The 17,044-nt window shown below is 61.8% G+C and carries 19 protein-coding genes; 11 read left to right on the forward strand and 8 right to left on the reverse strand.

Annotated elements, in window-relative coordinates; all coding sequences use genetic code 11:
* Positions 1-42 precede the first annotated feature (42 nt).
* On the forward strand, positions 43-2,268 hold the full coding sequence (locus BUA38_RS31240) for a GumC family protein (protein ID WP_072824100.1): 2,226 nt from the start codon (positions 43-45) through the stop codon (positions 2,266-2,268).
* A gap of 15 nt (positions 2,269-2,283) precedes the next feature.
* On the opposite strand, the gene BUA38_RS31245 is transcribed toward BUA38_RS31240, so the two are convergent.
* Positions 2,284-3,474 (reverse strand): GNAT family N-acetyltransferase, encoded by a 1,191-nt coding sequence (locus BUA38_RS31245; protein ID WP_072824102.1) that lies wholly within the window; start codon positions 3,472-3,474, stop codon positions 2,284-2,286.
* A 184-nt stretch (positions 3,475-3,658) separates the two neighbouring features.
* On the opposite strand from BUA38_RS31245, the gene BUA38_RS31250 reads away from it, so the two are divergent.
* Positions 3,659-4,672, forward strand: coding sequence for a polysaccharide deacetylase family protein (locus BUA38_RS31250; RefSeq protein WP_244553110.1), 1,014 nt, complete (start codon positions 3,659-3,661; stop codon positions 4,670-4,672).
* Positions 4,673-4,678: 6 nt separating this feature from the next.
* Here the strand turns inward: BUA38_RS31250 and BUA38_RS31255 are convergent, their stop codons facing one another.
* A complete protein-coding gene (locus tag BUA38_RS31255; RefSeq protein WP_072824104.1) occupies positions 4,679-4,888 on the reverse strand; it encodes a DUF2842 domain-containing protein in 210 nt (69 codons plus the stop codon).
* 93 nt (positions 4,889-4,981) lie between these two features.
* Between BUA38_RS31255 and BUA38_RS31260 the strand changes: the two genes are divergently transcribed.
* On the forward strand, positions 4,982-6,073 hold the full coding sequence (locus tag BUA38_RS31260; protein ID WP_072826581.1) for a COX15/CtaA family protein: 1,092 nt from the start codon (positions 4,982-4,984) through the stop codon (positions 6,071-6,073).
* 6 nt (positions 6,074-6,079) lie between these two features.
* Here BUA38_RS31260 and BUA38_RS31265 read toward each other — a convergent pair whose 3' ends face one another.
* The 4 genes from BUA38_RS31265 to BUA38_RS31280 all read right to left on the reverse strand — a co-directional run bounded on the left by BUA38_RS31265 (position 6,080) and on the right by BUA38_RS31280 (position 9,402).
* Complete coding sequence (locus BUA38_RS31265; RefSeq protein ID WP_072826582.1) at positions 6,080-6,415, reverse strand: hypothetical protein; 336 nt, start codon at positions 6,413-6,415, stop codon at positions 6,080-6,082.
* A gap of 72 nt (positions 6,416-6,487) precedes the next feature.
* The gene (locus BUA38_RS31270; RefSeq protein WP_072824106.1) at positions 6,488-7,774 is read right to left on the reverse strand and encodes an O-acetylhomoserine aminocarboxypropyltransferase; all 1,287 of its coding nucleotides are present in this window, start codon (positions 7,772-7,774) and stop codon (positions 6,488-6,490) included.
* A gap of 222 nt (positions 7,775-7,996) precedes the next feature.
* Positions 7,997-8,581, reverse strand: a complete 585-nt coding sequence (locus tag BUA38_RS31275) for a CoA-binding protein (RefSeq protein ID WP_072824108.1) — start codon at positions 8,579-8,581, stop codon at positions 7,997-7,999.
* The gene (locus BUA38_RS31280) at positions 8,578-9,402 is read right to left on the reverse strand and encodes an enoyl-CoA hydratase (RefSeq protein ID WP_072824110.1); all 825 of its coding nucleotides are present in this window, start codon (positions 9,400-9,402) and stop codon (positions 8,578-8,580) included. Before BUA38_RS31280 ends, BUA38_RS31275 begins: the two co-directional genes overlap by 4 nt.
* A gap of 79 nt (positions 9,403-9,481) precedes the next feature.
* Here BUA38_RS31280 and BUA38_RS31285 point away from each other — a divergent pair, with 79 nt between their 5' ends.
* The 6 genes from BUA38_RS31285 to BUA38_RS31310 all read left to right on the forward strand — a co-directional run bounded on the left by BUA38_RS31285 (position 9,482) and on the right by BUA38_RS31310 (position 13,114).
* Entirely contained in the window at positions 9,482-9,925 is a 444-nt protein-coding gene (locus BUA38_RS31285) for a PaaI family thioesterase (RefSeq protein ID WP_072824112.1), read from the forward strand.
* Between the two features lie 141 nt (positions 9,926-10,066).
* Entirely contained in the window at positions 10,067-10,531 is a 465-nt protein-coding gene (gene rplM / locus BUA38_RS31290) for a 50S ribosomal protein L13 (protein WP_072824114.1), read from the forward strand.
* A 1-nt stretch (position 10,532) separates the two neighbouring features.
* The gene (gene rpsI, locus BUA38_RS31295) at positions 10,533-11,009 is read left to right on the forward strand and encodes a 30S ribosomal protein S9 (protein WP_072824115.1); all 477 of its coding nucleotides are present in this window, start codon (positions 10,533-10,535) and stop codon (positions 11,007-11,009) included.
* Between the two features lie 224 nt (positions 11,010-11,233).
* Entirely contained in the window at positions 11,234-12,451 is a 1,218-nt protein-coding gene (locus BUA38_RS31300) for a GGDEF domain-containing protein (RefSeq protein WP_072824117.1), read from the forward strand.
* Positions 12,452-12,508: 57 nt separating this feature from the next.
* Positions 12,509-12,736 carry a hypothetical protein gene (locus BUA38_RS31305; protein ID WP_072824119.1) on the forward strand — a complete coding sequence of 76 codons (228 nt, stop codon included), beginning with the start codon at positions 12,509-12,511 and terminating at the stop codon, positions 12,734-12,736.
* Positions 12,737-12,820: 84 nt separating this feature from the next.
* On the forward strand, positions 12,821-13,114 hold the full coding sequence (locus BUA38_RS31310; protein WP_072824121.1) for an antibiotic biosynthesis monooxygenase family protein: 294 nt from the start codon (positions 12,821-12,823) through the stop codon (positions 13,112-13,114).
* A 3-nt stretch (positions 13,115-13,117) separates the two neighbouring features.
* Here BUA38_RS31310 and BUA38_RS31315 read toward each other — a convergent pair whose 3' ends face one another.
* Positions 13,118-14,224, reverse strand: a complete 1,107-nt coding sequence (locus BUA38_RS31315; protein ID WP_172806120.1) for an AI-2E family transporter — start codon at positions 14,222-14,224, stop codon at positions 13,118-13,120.
* Positions 14,225-14,260: 36 nt separating this feature from the next.
* A complete protein-coding gene (locus BUA38_RS37285; RefSeq protein ID WP_172806121.1) occupies positions 14,261-14,413 on the reverse strand; it encodes a hypothetical protein in 153 nt (50 codons plus the stop codon).
* Between the two features lie 38 nt (positions 14,414-14,451).
* On the opposite strand from BUA38_RS37285, the gene BUA38_RS31320 reads away from it, so the two are divergent.
* Together BUA38_RS31320 and BUA38_RS31325 are read left to right on the forward strand one after the other, a co-directional pair.
* The gene (locus BUA38_RS31320; RefSeq protein ID WP_072824125.1) at positions 14,452-15,225 is read left to right on the forward strand and encodes a gamma-glutamyl-gamma-aminobutyrate hydrolase family protein; all 774 of its coding nucleotides are present in this window, start codon (positions 14,452-14,454) and stop codon (positions 15,223-15,225) included.
* 605 nt (positions 15,226-15,830) lie between these two features.
* Complete coding sequence (locus BUA38_RS31325) at positions 15,831-16,793, forward strand: IS110 family transposase (protein ID WP_156898819.1); 963 nt, start codon at positions 15,831-15,833, stop codon at positions 16,791-16,793.
* Positions 16,794-17,044 lie beyond the last annotated feature (251 nt).

Raw genomic sequence — 17,044 nt, forward strand, 5'->3', positions numbered from 1 at the left:
CGCCACATGGGTAGAGTCGTGGCGTCCCGCGGGGAGTGAGCGATGCGTTTAGCGTTCTGGCGTTCGGGGAAGGCTGAGGCCGAGGCGGCCGAGGTGGCCACCCCCCAAATTACGCCGGCCGCGGAGCGGCCGGTGTCCGCGCAAATCGGCGAACTCGATTTTCTGGCGATCGGCCAGGCGATCGGGCGCAAGCGCAGCTGGATTATCCTGCCGACGTTGCTTGCAGCCGCGCTCTCGATTACGGCGGTGAATCTGATCACTCCGCGATACAAGTCCGAGGTGCGGATCCTCATCGACGGTCGGGAAAACGTCTTCCTGCGTCCCAATGGCGAGCGGAACGACGATCGTAACTCGCTCGATGCGGAAGCCGTTACCAGCCAGGTTCAGCTCTTGCTGTCGCGGGATCTCGCGCGCGAGGTAATCAAGAAGAACAAGCTCGCCGAACTCCCCGAATTCGATCCGGTACTGCGGGGCTTTTCTCCGCTGAAATCGCTGCTCGCCTTGATCGGGATTGGCCGCGATCCGATCTCGCTGACGCCGGAAGAACGGGTGCTGGACGCCTATTACGAACGCTTCACCGCCTATGCGGTCGACAAATCGCGCGTCGTCGTCATCGAATTTCAGTCGCGCGACCCCGATCTCGCGGCGCAGGTCGCCAATTCGATCGCCGACGGTTATCTGGTGTTTCAGCAGGGCGCCCGACGCGAGCAGGCGAGGTCGGCCGGGCAGTGGCTGGCCGGCGAAATCGAAAGCCTGCGCAAGAAGGTGGCGGAGGCCGAAGCACGCGTCGAGGATTTCCGCTCCAAGTCGAGCCTCTTTGTCGGCACCAACAACACCACGCTCTCCAACCAGCAGATGGGCGAGCTGAACACCCAGTTGAATAACGCGCGCGCACTGAAGTCCGACGCCGAGTCCAAAGCGCGCCTGATTCGGGAAATGCTGCAAACCGGCAGGCCGATCGAAGCCTCCGAGGTTTTGAATTCGGAGTTGATCCGCCGCTTGAGCGAACAGCGCGTGACGCTGCGCGCGCAACTGGCCGAACAATCGTCGACGTTGCTCGACAATCATCCGAGGATCAAGGAGATCAAGGCCCAGCTTGCCGATCTCGACCGGCAAATACGCGACGAAGCCAGCAAGATCTCGCGCTCTCTGGACAATGATGCGCGGATTGCAGGCGGCCGGGTCGAGGACGCGAGCGCCAGTCTTGAGCAGGTGAAGAAGCAGGCGAGCTCGACCAATGGCCAGGACGTGCAGCTCCGCGCGCTCGAGCGCGAAGCCAAGGCGCAGCGCGATCTGCTTGAATCCTATTTGGCCAAGTACCGCGAGGCGACCACCCGTGAAAATATCGACGCGGCACCAGCAGACGGCCGGATCATTTCCCGCGCCAGCGTATCCAACACGCCAGCCTATCCCAAGAAGCTTCCGATCGTGCTGATTGCGACGCTGGCGACACTGATGTTGTCGACCGGATTGATCGTCACCGGCGAGCTGCTGCGCATGACAATCCCGCGCGCGACGGCCGCGTTCGTGTCGGCTCCGGCGCCGATGCGCGCATCGGCAATGACAAGCGTCGTTGTCGCGCCCGTTGAACCGAAGTTCGCTGCCGCCGAAGAGCCTTCCGTGCATCCCGTTGCGGTGCCGCTCGCACCCGAGATCGAACCCGAGTTGGGCGAAGTCGAGCAACTCGCCGAAACGCTGCTTGCGGCAGCGGGGGCAGCTCGCAAGGTTACGATCCTCGGCACCGCCTCGAGCGGAAGCATTACGCTTACCGCGCTGACCATCGCGCGACTGGCCGCTCGCAAGGCAAGGGTGATTGTGGTCGATCTGGCGGGAGCCTCGCCGACCTTCGCGGCGGTGTCGGCGGATCCCAATGCGCCGGGATTGGCGGAATTGATGCACGGCGAAGCGTCGTTTACCCAGATCATTACCAAGGATCGCCTGTCGCGGGTGCATCTTGTCAGTGCCGGACGGCCCGGCTCCGATCGCGCCCTTTTGCAATCGCCGCGACTTGGCCTTGCCATCGATGCGTTGCTGAAGGTCTATGATCACGTCCTGCTCGATGCAGGCAGCGCCTCAGACTTGCCAGCCGAGCTTTTGACGGCACAGGCACGCGCGGTGGTGGTGCCGGATGCCTCGATGGCTTCGGATGCGCGCGAACTGATGTGCGAGGAACTCAGGGCGGTAGGGTTCAGCGTCGTCACGATGCTGAGCAAGCCGGTCCTGCCATCGGACGCGGTCGAGCCCGCGCCGCGCGTCGTGGCGGCCTAGTTCTTTCTCAGAGTCTCAGTGAAGCGCGTAGCGCAGGCGTTGCGCGAGATACGATAGCCTCGGACTACGTTTGACAAGGCGTTTGGCCCGATTGGCGGCTGACATGACCGCGGCTACCACGGTGCCGCGCGGGCTCAGCGGAATGAAGCAATCGAAGATGGATTCATTCGCCTTGCAAAACAGCTTCTTGTAATCGTCCGAACCAATTCCGAGATCGAGCGCGCGATAGCCGCGCTCAGCGTAATGGTCGACGATGTCGCGGATCAGGATCAGCCCGGGGCTGTAGCGCGAGCTCGCCGACAGTGTGTAAGTGTTGAACATCATCGAGAAACGGTAGCCGTCGGCAACGCCGGCAAACAATGCGATCACGTCGCCGTCGCATTCCAGGGCGTGAATTTCGATCACACGGCCGCCGTCTGCTCGCGGCGCCATACATGTGCCGCGAATGAAATCCTCGACGCCGGGGTCGGCAAACACGTTTGGCAGCTTTTGCTCCGCCATTCGCTGCGGCTTGATCCGGAAGAACGCGTCCAGCAGCCGCTCGATGCCGGCGTCGTCGGCCGCGACCTGATAGCGATAGCCGGGCAATGCTTTCAGCTTGCGTTCTTTTCCCTTCAGGCGGCGGCGCAGCGAATTGCTGATGCGCGCTGCGTCGGACGCGCCCGGCGCGAACGTCATCATGGGGCAGTCATTGGGTGAGGCCTGATGCGGCAGCAAGGCAAAAGGGTTTTCTAGTTCGCGCCACTTGAGCGGTTGCTGCTCGAATGCGAGCACATCGACGCCAGCGCGCTCGCGGAGTGAGGCGAAAAGAACATTGAGATCGGCGCGGGATGCGACCGTTGCAAAATCGCGGTTCCACAAGGCCATATTGAAGGTGGCATGCTTGCCGCCCATGAAATGTGCGCTGCGGAGGCCGCGGCTCTGTTTGATCACGAGGGGGAGCAGCAACAATGGCGCACGGTCGCGGTCGTAGGCAACGACAATGAGAGGGCTCAGGCCTTCACGTATCCCGACCAGCGTCTGCCAGGGGCGCAGGAAATCCAGCCTCTGATATGGCGTGGAAATGTGGTGATGACTCTCGAGGCTTCGCCAGACCGTCTCACTGCTGTCAATGTCGGTGAAGATGTCGATAGCGGCGATACGGCTCGATTGTGACCATGCCGGCGTACCTGCCTTGCGGCTTTCAATCGCGGCAGCCATGGTCATCACAATATCCGTCCGCAAAGATCCGTGTAAGGCAAAACTTAACTTTTTGAGTCGGCCGACCTTTGCAAAGAAATGTCAACAAAGAGTAATGACATCGCGTTGAGGCAAGGGCAAACTCGGCTCACGCGTGTACTTTTGCGAGGTCCGCGATCCCTGTCTGAAACACGCGCTGAAAGACGAGACGTTGTCATCTGCTGCCGCCCTTCTGACAAGCCTCAAACTGGAACTTGCCTATTTCAGCGGTCATGCGTGGTTGAAACGGCGGGGCGCTGGCGTCATTCTGCGGTTTGAGCGCATTCGTCAGCGCCAGGCTGGACGATTTCAGCCGCGGCTCTCGAATGAAGTCACGCCTGGTTTCCTCGACCGTACGATCCGCGCGTTGAAGCGTTGGAAATACGACATCGTTTCGATCGACGAGGTTTGCCGCAGGGCCGTCACGCTGGCCTCACGGCGGCGGTTCGTTTGCCTGACATTCGACGGCATGTACAAGGACCTCGTCGCGTCCGCCTATCCGGTGTTGTCCCGGCACCGGGTTCCTTTCACCGTCTATTTGCCGACCGCGTTTCCCGACGGAATTGGCGAAGCCTGGTGGCTGGCGCTCGAGCAGGTGATCGCGAAGGAGCGGCGCATCAGCCTGATGATGGGCCGCAGCGAGATGCACTTCAACATTTCGACGGTGGCCGAAAAACATCAACTCTTCGATTTTCTATCGGGCTGGATGCGTGCGCTCGAGCCGGCGGACTTGTCCGCAGCGATCAAGGATCTCTGCACGCGCTATGCGGTCGATCTTGCGGCGCTGTCGCGGAAAGCCTCGCTCGACTGGCGCGATCTTGCGGCGCTGGCGGCCGATCCGCGTGCGACGATTGGTGGCGCAACCGTCAACTTTCCGGTTCTGTCGAATATGAAAGATGCAGCTGCGCTGCGGGAAATGACGATGGGAAAGGCGGTCATGGAGGCCGCGCTGCGTCGTGACGCCAAGCACTTCGCCTATCCCTTTGGGGAGCGGAAAACCTGGCAGCGCAAGCATATGGCAATGGTGGAGGAGGCCGGTTTCGTCAGCGCGGTCTCGACGATTCCCGGGGTGATTGAGCCGGCGGGGCACACTCCGCTGCTGGCGCTGCCCCGGATTACTTGGGACGGAAAGCTGCGCTCGCTGCGGGCCATGCGCGTGGTGCTGGCTGGGGCCGGGTCCGTCTAGAACAAATCAAGCCGGGTCCGGCCGCGACATCCAGCTCACGATCGGCATCGCCGGCAACACCCAGCCGAGGCCGGCGACGACATAGAAGACGGCCTGCAAGAGGCCGGAACTCGCCAGCCACGGCATCTGCGCAACCGCCATGCCCGTCAACGACCACACCGCGGCCAATAGCAGCAAGGCGATGGTTCCGAGCAGTTTGCGGGTGCGTATCTTCATGACGGAACGGGTCGCCTATCGTTGATTTTCGCGCTTTTCGCGCGGCAGGCGGCGGACTATAAGCTCGATGAAAGTTGGATCAAGTCTGGCGCAATGGCCGTTATTTCTGCTTCCCAAACTCCGGATATCCGGCCAGTTCGCATCTGGCTGATCGCGGTTGCCGCGTTGATCGCGGTGATGGTGCTGGTCGGTGGCGCCACCCGGCTCACGGAATCGGGATTGTCGATCGTGGAGTGGAAGCCGGTGACGGGTGCCTTGCCGCCGCTCAATGAAATGGAATGGACGCGCGCCTTCGAGGCCTACAAGACCATTCCGCAGTACCGCCAAATGAATGCCGGCATGTCGCTCGGCGAGTTCAAGACGATTTTTTGGTGGGAGTGGAGTCACCGGCTGCTCGGACGCGTGATCGGCATGGCCTATTTGCTGCCGTTCCTCTGGTTCCTGTGGCGTGGTGCCTTCGGCGGCGAGCTGAAGCGTCGATTGTGGGGAATTTTCGCGCTCGGCGCGCTGCAAGGTGCGGTCGGGTGGTGGATGGTTGCGTCCGGGCTTTCGGAACGGGTCGAAGTCTCTCAATATCGCCTCGCGACGCATCTCGTGCTGGCGCTTCTGATTTTTGCAAGCATCGTCTGGACGCTGCGCCGGCTTGCCGAAGCCGCGCCATCGACTGCATCGTTACGTCTGAAGATCAGCGCGGTCGTCTTGCTGGCGTTGACCTTCGTGCAGCTCTATCTCGGCGCGCTGGTGGCGGGGCTTCGCGCCGGCAAGATCTACAACACCTGGCCGGATATCGATGGCGGTTTCATTCCCTCGGCCGCGCGGCTGTTCTTCGATACACCGTGGTGGCGGAACCTGTTCGAAAATACGCTGACCGTGCAGTTCGAGCATCGCATGGTGGCGTACACGCTATTCGTGCTGGCTTTCCTGCACGCTATCGATGCGGTTCGCTCGCGCACTGGCCGCGCGACGATCGGCGGCGCATTGTGGCTCCTGGGCGCCGTCTCTTTGCAGGCGACGCTCGGCATCCTCACACTGCTCAATCAGGTGCCGATGGATCTCGCACTCACGCATCAGGCGGTTGCGATCGTTGTGCTGACGCTGGCGGTGGTTCAGGCGGAGCGTTTGACGCGGACGGAGCGTCGGCCCGTGGAGCGTAAGATCGGTCAGCCCGCTACGTTGGCTCGTTAGTGCCCACTAGCAGTAGCCGACTACACCGCAGGCATAGGGTAGCTGGAAGCGGTAGTTGATATTCGGGCCGCCGTAATACGGACCCTGATAGTCGTAGGAATGCGTCGAGCCGTAATAGCCCGGCAGCGTCGCCGATCCCAACAGGACCGGCGTATGCGGTGGCAGCTTGACGATGGGAAAAGCCTCCGACGGCGTGAAGAGAAGATCGGAATCTTCCTTGACCTCGCCGCGCTGGACTGGCGCCTTGCCGTAGACAGGGACACGCGTTGACGGCATGTCGGCGGCAATCGCCCGGCTCAACGTGAGCACCGCAGCCGTCAACAGAAACATCCAGCGCAACATGGTTCCGCTCCGAATCATCCTGCGATGATTCAAGCACCTTTGAACGGAACGAGTGTTAACGAGCGATAACTTCTAACCCTCACGCCGCAACGCCTGATCGAGGTCGGCGATCAGGTCTTCCTTGTCTTCGATGCCGATCGACAGCCGCACCACGTCGGGAGCTGCGCCGGATTTGACCTTGGCGTCGTCGTCGAGCTGGCTATGGGTGGTCGAGGCCGGATGAATCACCAGCGAGCGCGTGTCGCCGACATTGGCAAGGTGCGAGAACAGTTTCAGCCGCGAGACCAGATCGACGCCGGCGTCATAACCGCCCTTGAGGCTGAAAGTGAATACCGCACCTGCGCCCTTGGGCGCGTATTTGCGCGCGAGGTTGTTGTACTTATCGCCGTTCAACCCGGCATAGTTGACGGCCGCAACAGCCGGATGTGCCAAAAGCCACTCGGCGATTGCCCTGGCGTTCTCGCAATGCTTTTGCATCCGCAGCGGCAACGTCTCGATGCCGGTCAGGATCAGGAACGAATTGAACGGCGAGATCGCAGGTCCCAGATCGCGCAAGCCCAGCACGCGGCAAGCGATCGCAAATGCGAAGTTGCCGAACGTCTCCTGGATCTTGATGCCGTGATATTCGGGCCGCGGTTCGCTCAGCATCGGGTATTTGTTGTCCTTCGACCAATCGAAGGTGCCGGCATCGACGATGATACCGCCGATCGAGTTGCCATGGCCGCCGAGAAATTTGGTCAGGGAGTGCACGACAATGTCGGCGCCGTGATCGATCGGGCGGATCAGGTAGGGCGTCGCCAGCGTGTTGTCGACGATCAGGGGAACGCCGGCCTTGCGGGCAATGGCCGCGATCGCTTCAATGTCGGTGACCGTGCCGCCGGGATTGGCTATCGACTCGATGAAGATCGCCTTGGTATGCGGCGTCACCGCGCGTTCGAAGCTTCCGATATCGTCCGAATCGGCCCACGCCACGTTCCAGCCAAAGCTCTTGAAGGAATGGGTGAACTGGTTGATCGAGCCGCCGTAGAGTTTGCGCGCGGCGATGAATTCGTCGCCGGGCTTGAGCAGCATCTGGAACGTCACGACCTGCGCCGCGTGGCCCGACGCAACCGCCAGTGCCGCCGTGCCGCCTTCAAGCGCGGCGACGCGTTCTTCCAGTACCGCCTGGGTCGGATTGCCGATGCGGGTGTAGATATTGCCGAACGCCTGCAAACCGAACAACGAAGCCGCATGGTCGGCATCGTTGAACACGAAAGACGTGGTTTGATAGATCGGCGTGGCCCGCGCACCGGTCGTCGGATCAGGTTGCGCGCCCGCATGCACGGCAAGGGTCGAAAAGCCGGGGTTACGGTCGGTCATTCTGGCTCCTTTGTGTCGATCTCGTGATGCTGACGTACGAAAGCCGTCACACGGAAAATCAAAAAGCGAGGTATAGGTCGAGGGTCGCCGTCGCGCGTCATCCTATCGCAGGACAATCGCGTCACCCGCACCAGCCGTCAAGGCGGCAAGACGGATCATGCATCATTCGCTATAGCCGTGCTCCATGGTATGGCGTCGCAGAAAAAATGTTTCGCGCGGGCCTCAGGACGGATCGGTTCTGTTTTTCGCCGCCCGATCAGATGCCGCCGTCGCTCCGCCGCCAAGGCTGGTACGCCCGAGCGAAAGCCGCATGCCCTGCGTGGGTATCGGTGCACGCTTGGAACTCAGGGTGCGCGAATTCACGCCCATCCAGGATATCTCGGAAGACAACCGGCCGTACTCGATTTTCGGGCAACGGTTCATCACGACTTTCATGCCGGCGGCTTCGGCCTTTTCCGCGGCTGCGTCGTCGCGCGCGCCAAGCTGCATCCAGATTACCTTGGGCAGCGGCGTCATCTTCAGCGCTTCATCGACCGCCGGCATGATGTTGCTCGAGTTGCGAAAGATGTCGATCATGTCCACCGGCCGATCGATATCGAGCAGCGAAGCGACAAAGGGCTTTCCGAGCAAGCTCTTGCCGACATGGCCGGGATTGACCGGAATCATGTCATAGCCGCGCTGCGCCAGATATTTGAAAGCGAAGTAACTCGGCCGCACGTTCACCGGAGAAGCGCCGACCATGGCGATTGATTTCACGCCATTGAGAATCGCGCGAATGTAAGTGTCATCGTAATTGTCGTGGTTCATTTATCCTGCCATTTCGGCTCGCGCTTCTCGATAAAGGCGCCGATCCCTTCCTCGGCGTCGCGTGCCATCATATTCTCGGTCATCACTTCCGCCGCGTAAGCGTAGGCATCGGCGAGATTCATCTCGGCCTGACGGTAGAATGCCGCCTTGCCGATCTTGACCGTGTAGGCGGATTTGCGCGCGACCTTTTGCGCAAGCGCAATGGCCTCGTTCCGTTCGCTGCCCGCTGGCACGACCCGATTGACAAGACCAATGTCGCGCGCGGTCGTCGCCGAAATGGGCTCGCCGGTCAACAGCATTTCCATCGCCTGCTTGCGGGGGATGTTGCGCGAGAGAGCTACCATCGGCGTCGAGCAGAACAGTCCGATATCAACGCCGGGGGTTGCAAAGCTTGCCGCCTCGGAGGCGACGGCAAGATCGCAGGTCGCAACCAGTTGGCATCCGGCGGCAGTTGCAATCCCCTGAACTGCGGCGACCACAGGCTTCGGTAGATGCACGATCGCCTGCATCATGGTGCTGCATTTGGTCATCATCTCGGCGAAATAGGCTCTTCCGCGATCGGGATCGCCGCGCCGGGCAGTCAATTCCTTCATGTCGTGGCCGGCCGAAAAGGCGCTGCCGGTGGCGGTGATCACCACGGCGCGCACGGCTCTATCGTCGCGAATTTCGCGCAATGCCGCATCGAGCGCCGCAATCAAACCCTCCGAGAGGCTGTTGCGGGATTCCGGCCGGTTGAGCGTGAGGACGGCGATGTCGCCGACATTTTCGCGCAGAAGGATTTGCGGTTGCGAAACGGCGGCGCGTGCGGTTTGACTGATCATCGAAATATCGCTGGCTGGTTGGGCGACGGGCTATCAACCTAATGTAAGAAGCGCGCAGAGGCGAGGGCAGGTGGGGAGAATGGCGGTTGCAAAAATGACGGTGCCGGAATTGGAGCAGTTCCTTCGGCGGGAATTTCCGCAAGCCTTCTCCGCCGGAGACATTGCGATCGAAGCGGCTGATGGCGCCTCGTGTCAGCTCAGGCAGCGTTACAGCGAGCAGATGCTGCGGCCGGGTGGGACGGTTTCCGGTCCGACGCTGATGGCGCTCGCCGATTTCGCGATGTATGTCGTGCTGCTTTCGGCGATCGGCCCCATCGGGCTGGCGGTGACCACCAATCTCAACATCAACTTCCTGCGCAAGGGCGCGCCCGGGCACGACGTGCTGGCGCAGGCGCGGCTTCTGAAGCTCGGCAAGCGCCTGGCGGCTGGAGAAGTGAGCCTGATGTCGGCCGGATCGGCTGACGTGATCGCCCATGTGACCGCGACCTATTCCATTCCTGTTGCTAAGGGAATCGAACGGTAATATAAAACCATATTTACAAGATATTGTTTTCATTACAGTAATTACTTCAGTTTGGCGTTGACGCCGCAACAAGACCTCTCTAGAACCCGCCCCAGTTGGGCGCACGCGATGTGCGCCTTTGCCTTTTCACGGATTGCTCACATGAAAACCTTTACGGCCAAGCCCGCCGAGGTGACGAAGAAGTGGGTCTTGATCGACGCCAAGGGTCTGGTGGTCGGTCGGCTTGCTACGCTCGTCGCCATGCGCCTTCGCGGCAAACACCTCCCGACCTACACGCCCCATGTCGATTGCGGCGATCACGTTGTCATCATCAACGCGGCGCATGCCGTGCTGACCGGACGCAAGCGTGAGAACAAGGTCTACTATAACCACACCGGCTATATCGGCGGCATCAAGGAACGTACCGCCAAGTCGATCCTCGAGGGACGTTTCCCCGAGCGCGTGGTCGAGAAGGCCATCGAGCGCATGATCCCGCGCGGACCGCTCGGCCGCATGCAGTTGGGCAACCTGCGCGTTTATCCGGGCGCGGAGCATCCGCACGAGGCCCAGCAGCCGGAAAAAATCGACATCGCCAAGATGAATCGCAAGAACATGAGGGCCGCATAAGATGGCTGATACCGTGCAGTCGCTCGACCAGTTGTCGCAGCTCAAGCCGGCCGCTCCCGAAGCGCCGAAATACGTCAAGAAGGTCGACAAGTTCGGCCGCGCCTATGCCACCGGCAAGCGCAAGGACGCGGTCGCCCGCGTCTGGGTCAAGCCCGGCTCCGGCAAGGTCACCGTCAATACCCGCGAGGTCGAAGTCTATTTCGCCCGTCCGGTGCTGCGCATGATGATCCAGCAGCCGCTCGTCGCCGCAGCCCGCGCTGGCCAGTATGACGTGATCTGCACCGTTACCGGCGGTGGCCTTTCTGGCCAGGCCGGCGCGGTCCGCCACGGCATTTCCAAGGCGCTCACCAATTTCGAGCCGGAACTGCGTAGCGTACTGAAGAAGGGCGGTTTCCTCACCCGCGACTCCCGCGTGGTCGAGCGCAAGAAGTACGGCCGCGCCAAGGCCCGCCGTTCGTTCCAGTTCTCGAAGCGCTAATTGCTTCGTTAAAATTGCCGCGAACGCGGCCGATACCGACATCGAAAAGCGCCCCCTCGCGGGCGCTTTTTTGTTGCGGTTTTGTTGATGAGTTGAGGCAATTTTTTTCGGAAAACTTGCAGGTGGAAGCAAACGGATTGCCAAGGCGGGAGGTCTAGCCTGCGAAATGCGATGGTCTCGGCCGCGCGTCTACTACTGTGCATCACAACCTTCCGGTGACACCCATGTCGCTCGATACCTCCACGCTCTATGCCGTCGCCACGATGATCGCGGCGCTGCTCGGCATGATGCTTTTGTTCTTCGGTTTCCAGGAGAGAATTGCCGCGCTGAAGTGGTGGGGATCGGCCTATCTGGTCGGCGCAGCCTCGGTGGCGATGTGGACGTTCGGCGCCGCGCGGTTCGGCGACATGTTCGCGCTCGCGCTCAACGCGGTCGGCTTCCTGACCTGCGGCATGGTCTGGAACGCCTCGCGGCTGTTCCACGGCCGCAAGCCGAATTACCCCGGCCTGGTGCTCGGCGCGCTGGCCTGGGTCGCCGCCGTCATGACGCTGCCGCCGGGTACGACCGCGATGCGCATGACGATCGGCGCAGCTATCGTTGCGGTCTATGCCGGGCTGACGGCCACCGAATTGTGGAGCGAGCGCCGCCGGACCTTGCGCAAGCGCTGGCCTTCGGTCGCCGTTCCCGTGCTGCATGGCTTCGTGCTGATGCTGCCTATCCTGCTCGGCGATCTCCTGCACCCGCACGATCGTGCCTTCGACGACAGCATCTGGGTCACGGTTTTCGCCGTTGAACTGGTGCTCTATGCGGTCGGCACCGTGTTCCTGATCTTCATGCTGGTTTCCGAGCGCGCGGTGACCGTGCACAAGAACGCCGCCTCGGTCGACCCCCTGACCGGCATGTTCAACCGCCGCGGCTTCTCCGAGGCCTGTTCGCGGGTGATCGAGCGCGAGGCCCATGCCGGTCGTCCGGTGACGGCGCTGATCTTCGATATCGACCATTTCAAGTCGATCAACGATCGCTTCGGCCATCCCGCCGGCGACGAGATCCTGAAATTGTTCTCGGCTGTCGTGGTCAACAACCTTCGCATCAGTGATCTGTCGGGGCGCATTGGCGGCGAGGAGTTTGCCGCGCTGTTGCCGTGTCCGCTCGAGGAAGGCGTCATCGTGGCCGAGAGGGTGCGTGAGGCCTTCGAGGCTTCGGGCATCGTCTGCGACGAAGGCCCGGTCGATACCACCGTCAGCATCGGCGTTGCCGGCGGTCCGGCGGGCACCGAGCTCGAGGTGCTGCTGGCGGCGGCCGACACCGCGCTCTATCAGGCCAAGCGTGGCGGCCGAAACCGCGTCGAGGCGGCGGAAGAGCTGCCGCTGTCGCTGGAACATTGGCGGCGCAAGAGCGCCGGCTCTGCACGGCCCGTATCGGTCGTGCCGCGCCTGGCGTGACGACAACGCCGCGGATGGTAACTTGGTGTTTACCATCCGCTCCGTACCCTCATGCCTATGGATTCGATCCGCAAGCGCAATCCGCAAGCCGCTCTGAACTCGCTGGAAGCAGCGGCGATCTCGGCGCGCGGCGGCTTCGCCTGCATGTTCTCGACCGCGGAAGAATATGAGGCCGCGCTGATTTCCGAACGCCGTGCCAGCGGGCGTTACACGAGCCGCTGGCCTCTCCTGATGTTCATCGGCTGCGCCATGATGATTGCGGGCACGGTCCTGCTCCTCACCTGAACGCAACGGCGGCCTTCGCGGGCGCCTCTTTTCTTTTTGGCTGGCTCGGTTACAGACAAGCCTCCCAAACGGAGAGGCTGAACAATGGTCACCGAAATCGCCCAGATCGAAGTCAAACCCGGCACCGAAAAAGACTTTGAAGCCGGCGTCGCCAACGCCAAGCCGCTGTTCCTGCGCGCCAAGGGATGTAGCGGCATGGAGCTTCACAAATCGGTCGAAAAGCCGACGCGCTACCGGCTCTTCGTGAAGTGGGCGACGCTGGAAAACCATACCGTGGACTTCCGCGGCTCCGACGATTTCCAGACCTGGCGCGGACTGGTCGGGCAATATTTCGCGGCCCCGCCGGAAGTCGAGCACACGCAAACCGTGGTGAGCTGACGGCTACGCCGTTTCCGGCTCAGCCTTGAAGTGATCGATCAGCACCTTGACGATCGCCATCAAGGGCAGCGCCAGCGAAATGCCCCAGATCCCGAACACGATGCCGAGCAGGATCTGGAACGCGAACAGCGTGGCAGGCGGAATATCCAGCGCCTGCCGCTGCAGGATCGGGGTCAGGATATAGCTTTCCAGCGCATGAACGCCGAGGAAGAGCACGAACGCGCTTGTGGTCGCAATCCAGCCCGAGGCGAGAGAAGCGAGCACGACGATCACGCCTGCGACGATCGCGCCGACCGTCGGAATGAAGGCGAGCAGGCCCGCCTGAATGCCCAGAATGAAAGAGCCAGGAATGCCGATGATGGCGAGGCCGAGCCATGTCACGACGCCCACGGCGGCCATGGTGAGCATCTGCGCGATCAGCCAGCGCTCCAGCGTCTCGCTGATCCGGTCGATGATGAGCGTGGTCTGGGCGCGGTGTTTGGCAGGCGCCAGATAGAGAAGGCCGTTGCGGTAGACGCTCGGCTGGGCGGCAAAGGCCAATCCGAGAAAAATCACGATAAAGAAGTTGCCGGCCGCATTCACCGTGCCGAGCAGCAGCTTCCAGGTCTGGCTCACGATGGCGCCGCCGCTTGAGGCGAGTGCGCCGGCGCTGGGCAGGTTATGCGGCTGGGCCGGATTGGTCGTGGCGTTACCCGACTGCCCCTGCGCGGGGTTGGCGAGATCGAGATAGCTGGTATCGATCCCGTTGCGGTCGAGGAACGACTTCACGTTGACGAGTTGCGATTTGAGGGTGTCGCTGAGCGCGGCCGCCTGTTGCGCGATCGTGGTGCCGCCGAGAAAGATGATGCCGGCAAGCGCCCCGGCCAACACCAGGCAGACGATAGCGAGCCGCAACGGCTGCGGCCATCCGACTAGTCGGCCGAGCTGGTGGGTCAGCGCGTTGAGCGTCACGCCGAGCAAGGCGCCTGAAAAGATCAGAAATAGCGCCGCCGCAAACGACCAGGCGAACAGCAACAGACTCGCGAAGGCCACGGTGGCGATGCCGCCGACGGCAATCGCCCAGGTGAGGTCGCTTCTGGTTTGACGACGGTCATCCGATGGCTGCGGCACGATTCCCATTTTCCTGTTTTCAGGCTCACTCTTTCGTCAAAAGCTGCCCACGATCAAGCCATCCGAGCTGTTTGTCGCCGCCACTTGGGCGCTTCGGGCTGTCCGCCAGCGCGGAATGAAAGCATTGCAGACCTGCTTGGCCGTGGAAAGCCGTTCCAAAATGTTGATCCGGCGCAGCAGCAAGTGCATTATCTTAAGCTTCGAACGGTTCGCGAGACGGAAAGGGTATGAAGAAGCCAGTTGTCGGTGTGATTGGGAATGCCCACCGCCTTGAAGGTCGTTTTGACGTCCAGGCGGTCGGGGTGCGAAACCTTCGTGCCATCGCGCAGGTGGCAGGCGCCTTGCCCCTGATATTTGCCGGCTGTCCCGAGATTACCGACGTTCCGGCCTTGCTCGACGTGGTCGACGGCATCGTGCTGACCGGCGCGCGGGCCAACGTCCATCCGACCCGCTTCAAGACCGAACCCCATATCAAGCACGAACCCTACGACATCCCGCGCGACGAAGTGGCGCTGACCCTGTCGGAAGCCTGCGTCGCCCGCGGCATTCCGCTGTTCGGCATCTGCCGCGGCCTTCAGGAAATGAACGTCGCTTTCGGCGGCTCGCTCCATCCCGAGATCAGGGAGTTGCCCGGCCGCATGAACCACCGCATGCTGCGGCTGGAGAACGGCGAAATTCATCCCGACCCCAAGGTGATCTTTGCCGACCGGCATGAGGTCAAGCTGCTCGCCGGGGGCGCCTTTGCCGAACTGCTCGGCTGCGACACCATTCGCGTCAACTCGCTGCATGGTCAGGGCATCCTCGATCCCGGCGCGCGGGTGGTCGTAGAGGGGATTGCGGAAGACGGCACCATCGAGGCCATTCGTATTGCGGACGCACCGTCGTTTGCGCTCGGCGTGCAATGGCATGCCGAATACGATCCGCATCGCAATCCGATCAACCGTGCGCTGTTCGAAGCGTTCGGCAAGGCGCTTCGCGAACACAAGCGCGTCGCGGCGTAGGCGAACTCCCTCCTAACTGCAAACATGCATCATCGCTCTCGCGGCATCGATTGCCCGAGCTTTGCATCAATCTGCCCTCTGAAACAGAGGGCGCAGGGAAAGCCGGATGCGAAAGCCGCACCCGCAGCCTCGCGTGGGATGAAAAAACCACACGAGCGTAGTCACCACAGGTTTGGCCGGTTCGATCCGGCTTTCCCCGCGCGATCGGTTTTAACGGCTTGCTTCGTGCTCTCCCTGGTGAACCGGGCTTTGTTGTCACCATCATCGGCGCGATCCGGAGGATCGTCGCCAACTTGGCACCAGCATCGGGGTGTCAGGACCACACGACTTCGCCGTCCGCCTCGATGCGTTCGTCTCGCGCATGTCAGCGTCCATCGCGGCCCGCACCCAACGTTCGTGACGATCGCGATACGCCCCTTGTGTCCAGGAAATCTGGCAGAACATGCGAACGGGCGGTTGGATCAAAACCGCCCGTTGCTGGAACTGAGCCCGTTACGCCCCAAAGGCGGCAAAACCTGTATCAGAGCGAGGGACAGCTCCGGTGTCTTCCTCAACCCGAACAGTTGCAAGGGCTTCGAGCCCGAACCGAGCAAGGAAGGGAGTGGATGATGGCACAAAATGATCTCGCTGTCGTGGGCATCGACGTCGCCAAAGACAAGGTGGACCTGTGCATTCGAGCATTGGCGTTGCGGCAGACCTGTCCGAACACCGCCCAAGGTCGCCGCAAACTGGTGGCCTGGCTTCGCAGGCACCAGGTAGGCAAGGCGGTGATGGAGGCGAGCGGCGGTTACGAGCGTGAATGGCGCAAGGTGCTGCACGATGCCGGCATCGAGGTACGGATCGTGGACCCAAAGCGGGTTCGTCACTTCGCTCAATCGGCCGGACGGCTTGCCAAGAGTGATACGATCGATGCTGAGATGATCGCCTGGTTTGCCGAGACGTTCGGCGAGACGCCGAGCCAGACACATGATGCTGCGCAAGAGGAACTGGCGGCCCTGGTGAAAGCACGCCTAGCGCTCGTTGAGTTGAAGATCCGATTGCAAAGCCAAAGCGCACATGCCTCGCCGGGGCCGGTTCAAAAAGCACAGGCCCGCGTCTTGAAGAGTCTGGCGACCGAAATTGAAAAGCTCGAGACTGCGATCGCAGCCAAGGTCAAGGCGACACCGCACCTTGCCGAGCGTGCCGAAATTATCGAGAGCGTGCCGGGCTTTGCCGAAACGACCTCCGCGATCCTCGTTGCAGGGATGCCAGAACTCGGGCAAGTGAACGATAAGATCGCCGCGGCTTTGGTAGGCATCGCTCCTTACGACGATGACAGTGGAAAGCGCCGGGGCGAGCGCCACATCAAGGGCGGCCGCCGCTGGATCCGCAACGCCATCTACATGCCTTGCCTCGGCGCTGCCACGCAGAACAATCCAGTCGCCAAGGCCTTCTATCGCCGCCTGATCGCCAAGGGAAAGGAGCCGAAGGTGGCCCTCGTGGCCTGCATGCGCAAGCTGATCTGCATTCTCAACGTCATGATCGCTCGCCACCAGAAATGGGACACCGCTCGTTACGCACCCGCCTGATCGAGCGAACCTTTATCGCGCCCAGGCCCTCGTCTATCTCGACACAGTTGCTCGTAGGGAGCGCGGGCCGGGGCGAGCTGATGCCAGTGATTTGCCCGACGGGGCAACAGAGGGGCCTGCGACCAATTGGCACGAAGGGCAAATCAAGGCCGTCCACACAAAAACGCGCTCGGGAAGGCTCTGAGGTGGTGCTTGCGAGGCGCTTGCATCCTAGGCGCTAAATGGCTTGCCCAACTTTGGCAGTGCCCAGA

This window comes from Bradyrhizobium erythrophlei (assembly GCF_900142985.1).
GTDB classification, from domain to species: domain Bacteria; phylum Pseudomonadota; class Alphaproteobacteria; order Rhizobiales; family Xanthobacteraceae; genus Bradyrhizobium; species Bradyrhizobium erythrophlei_B.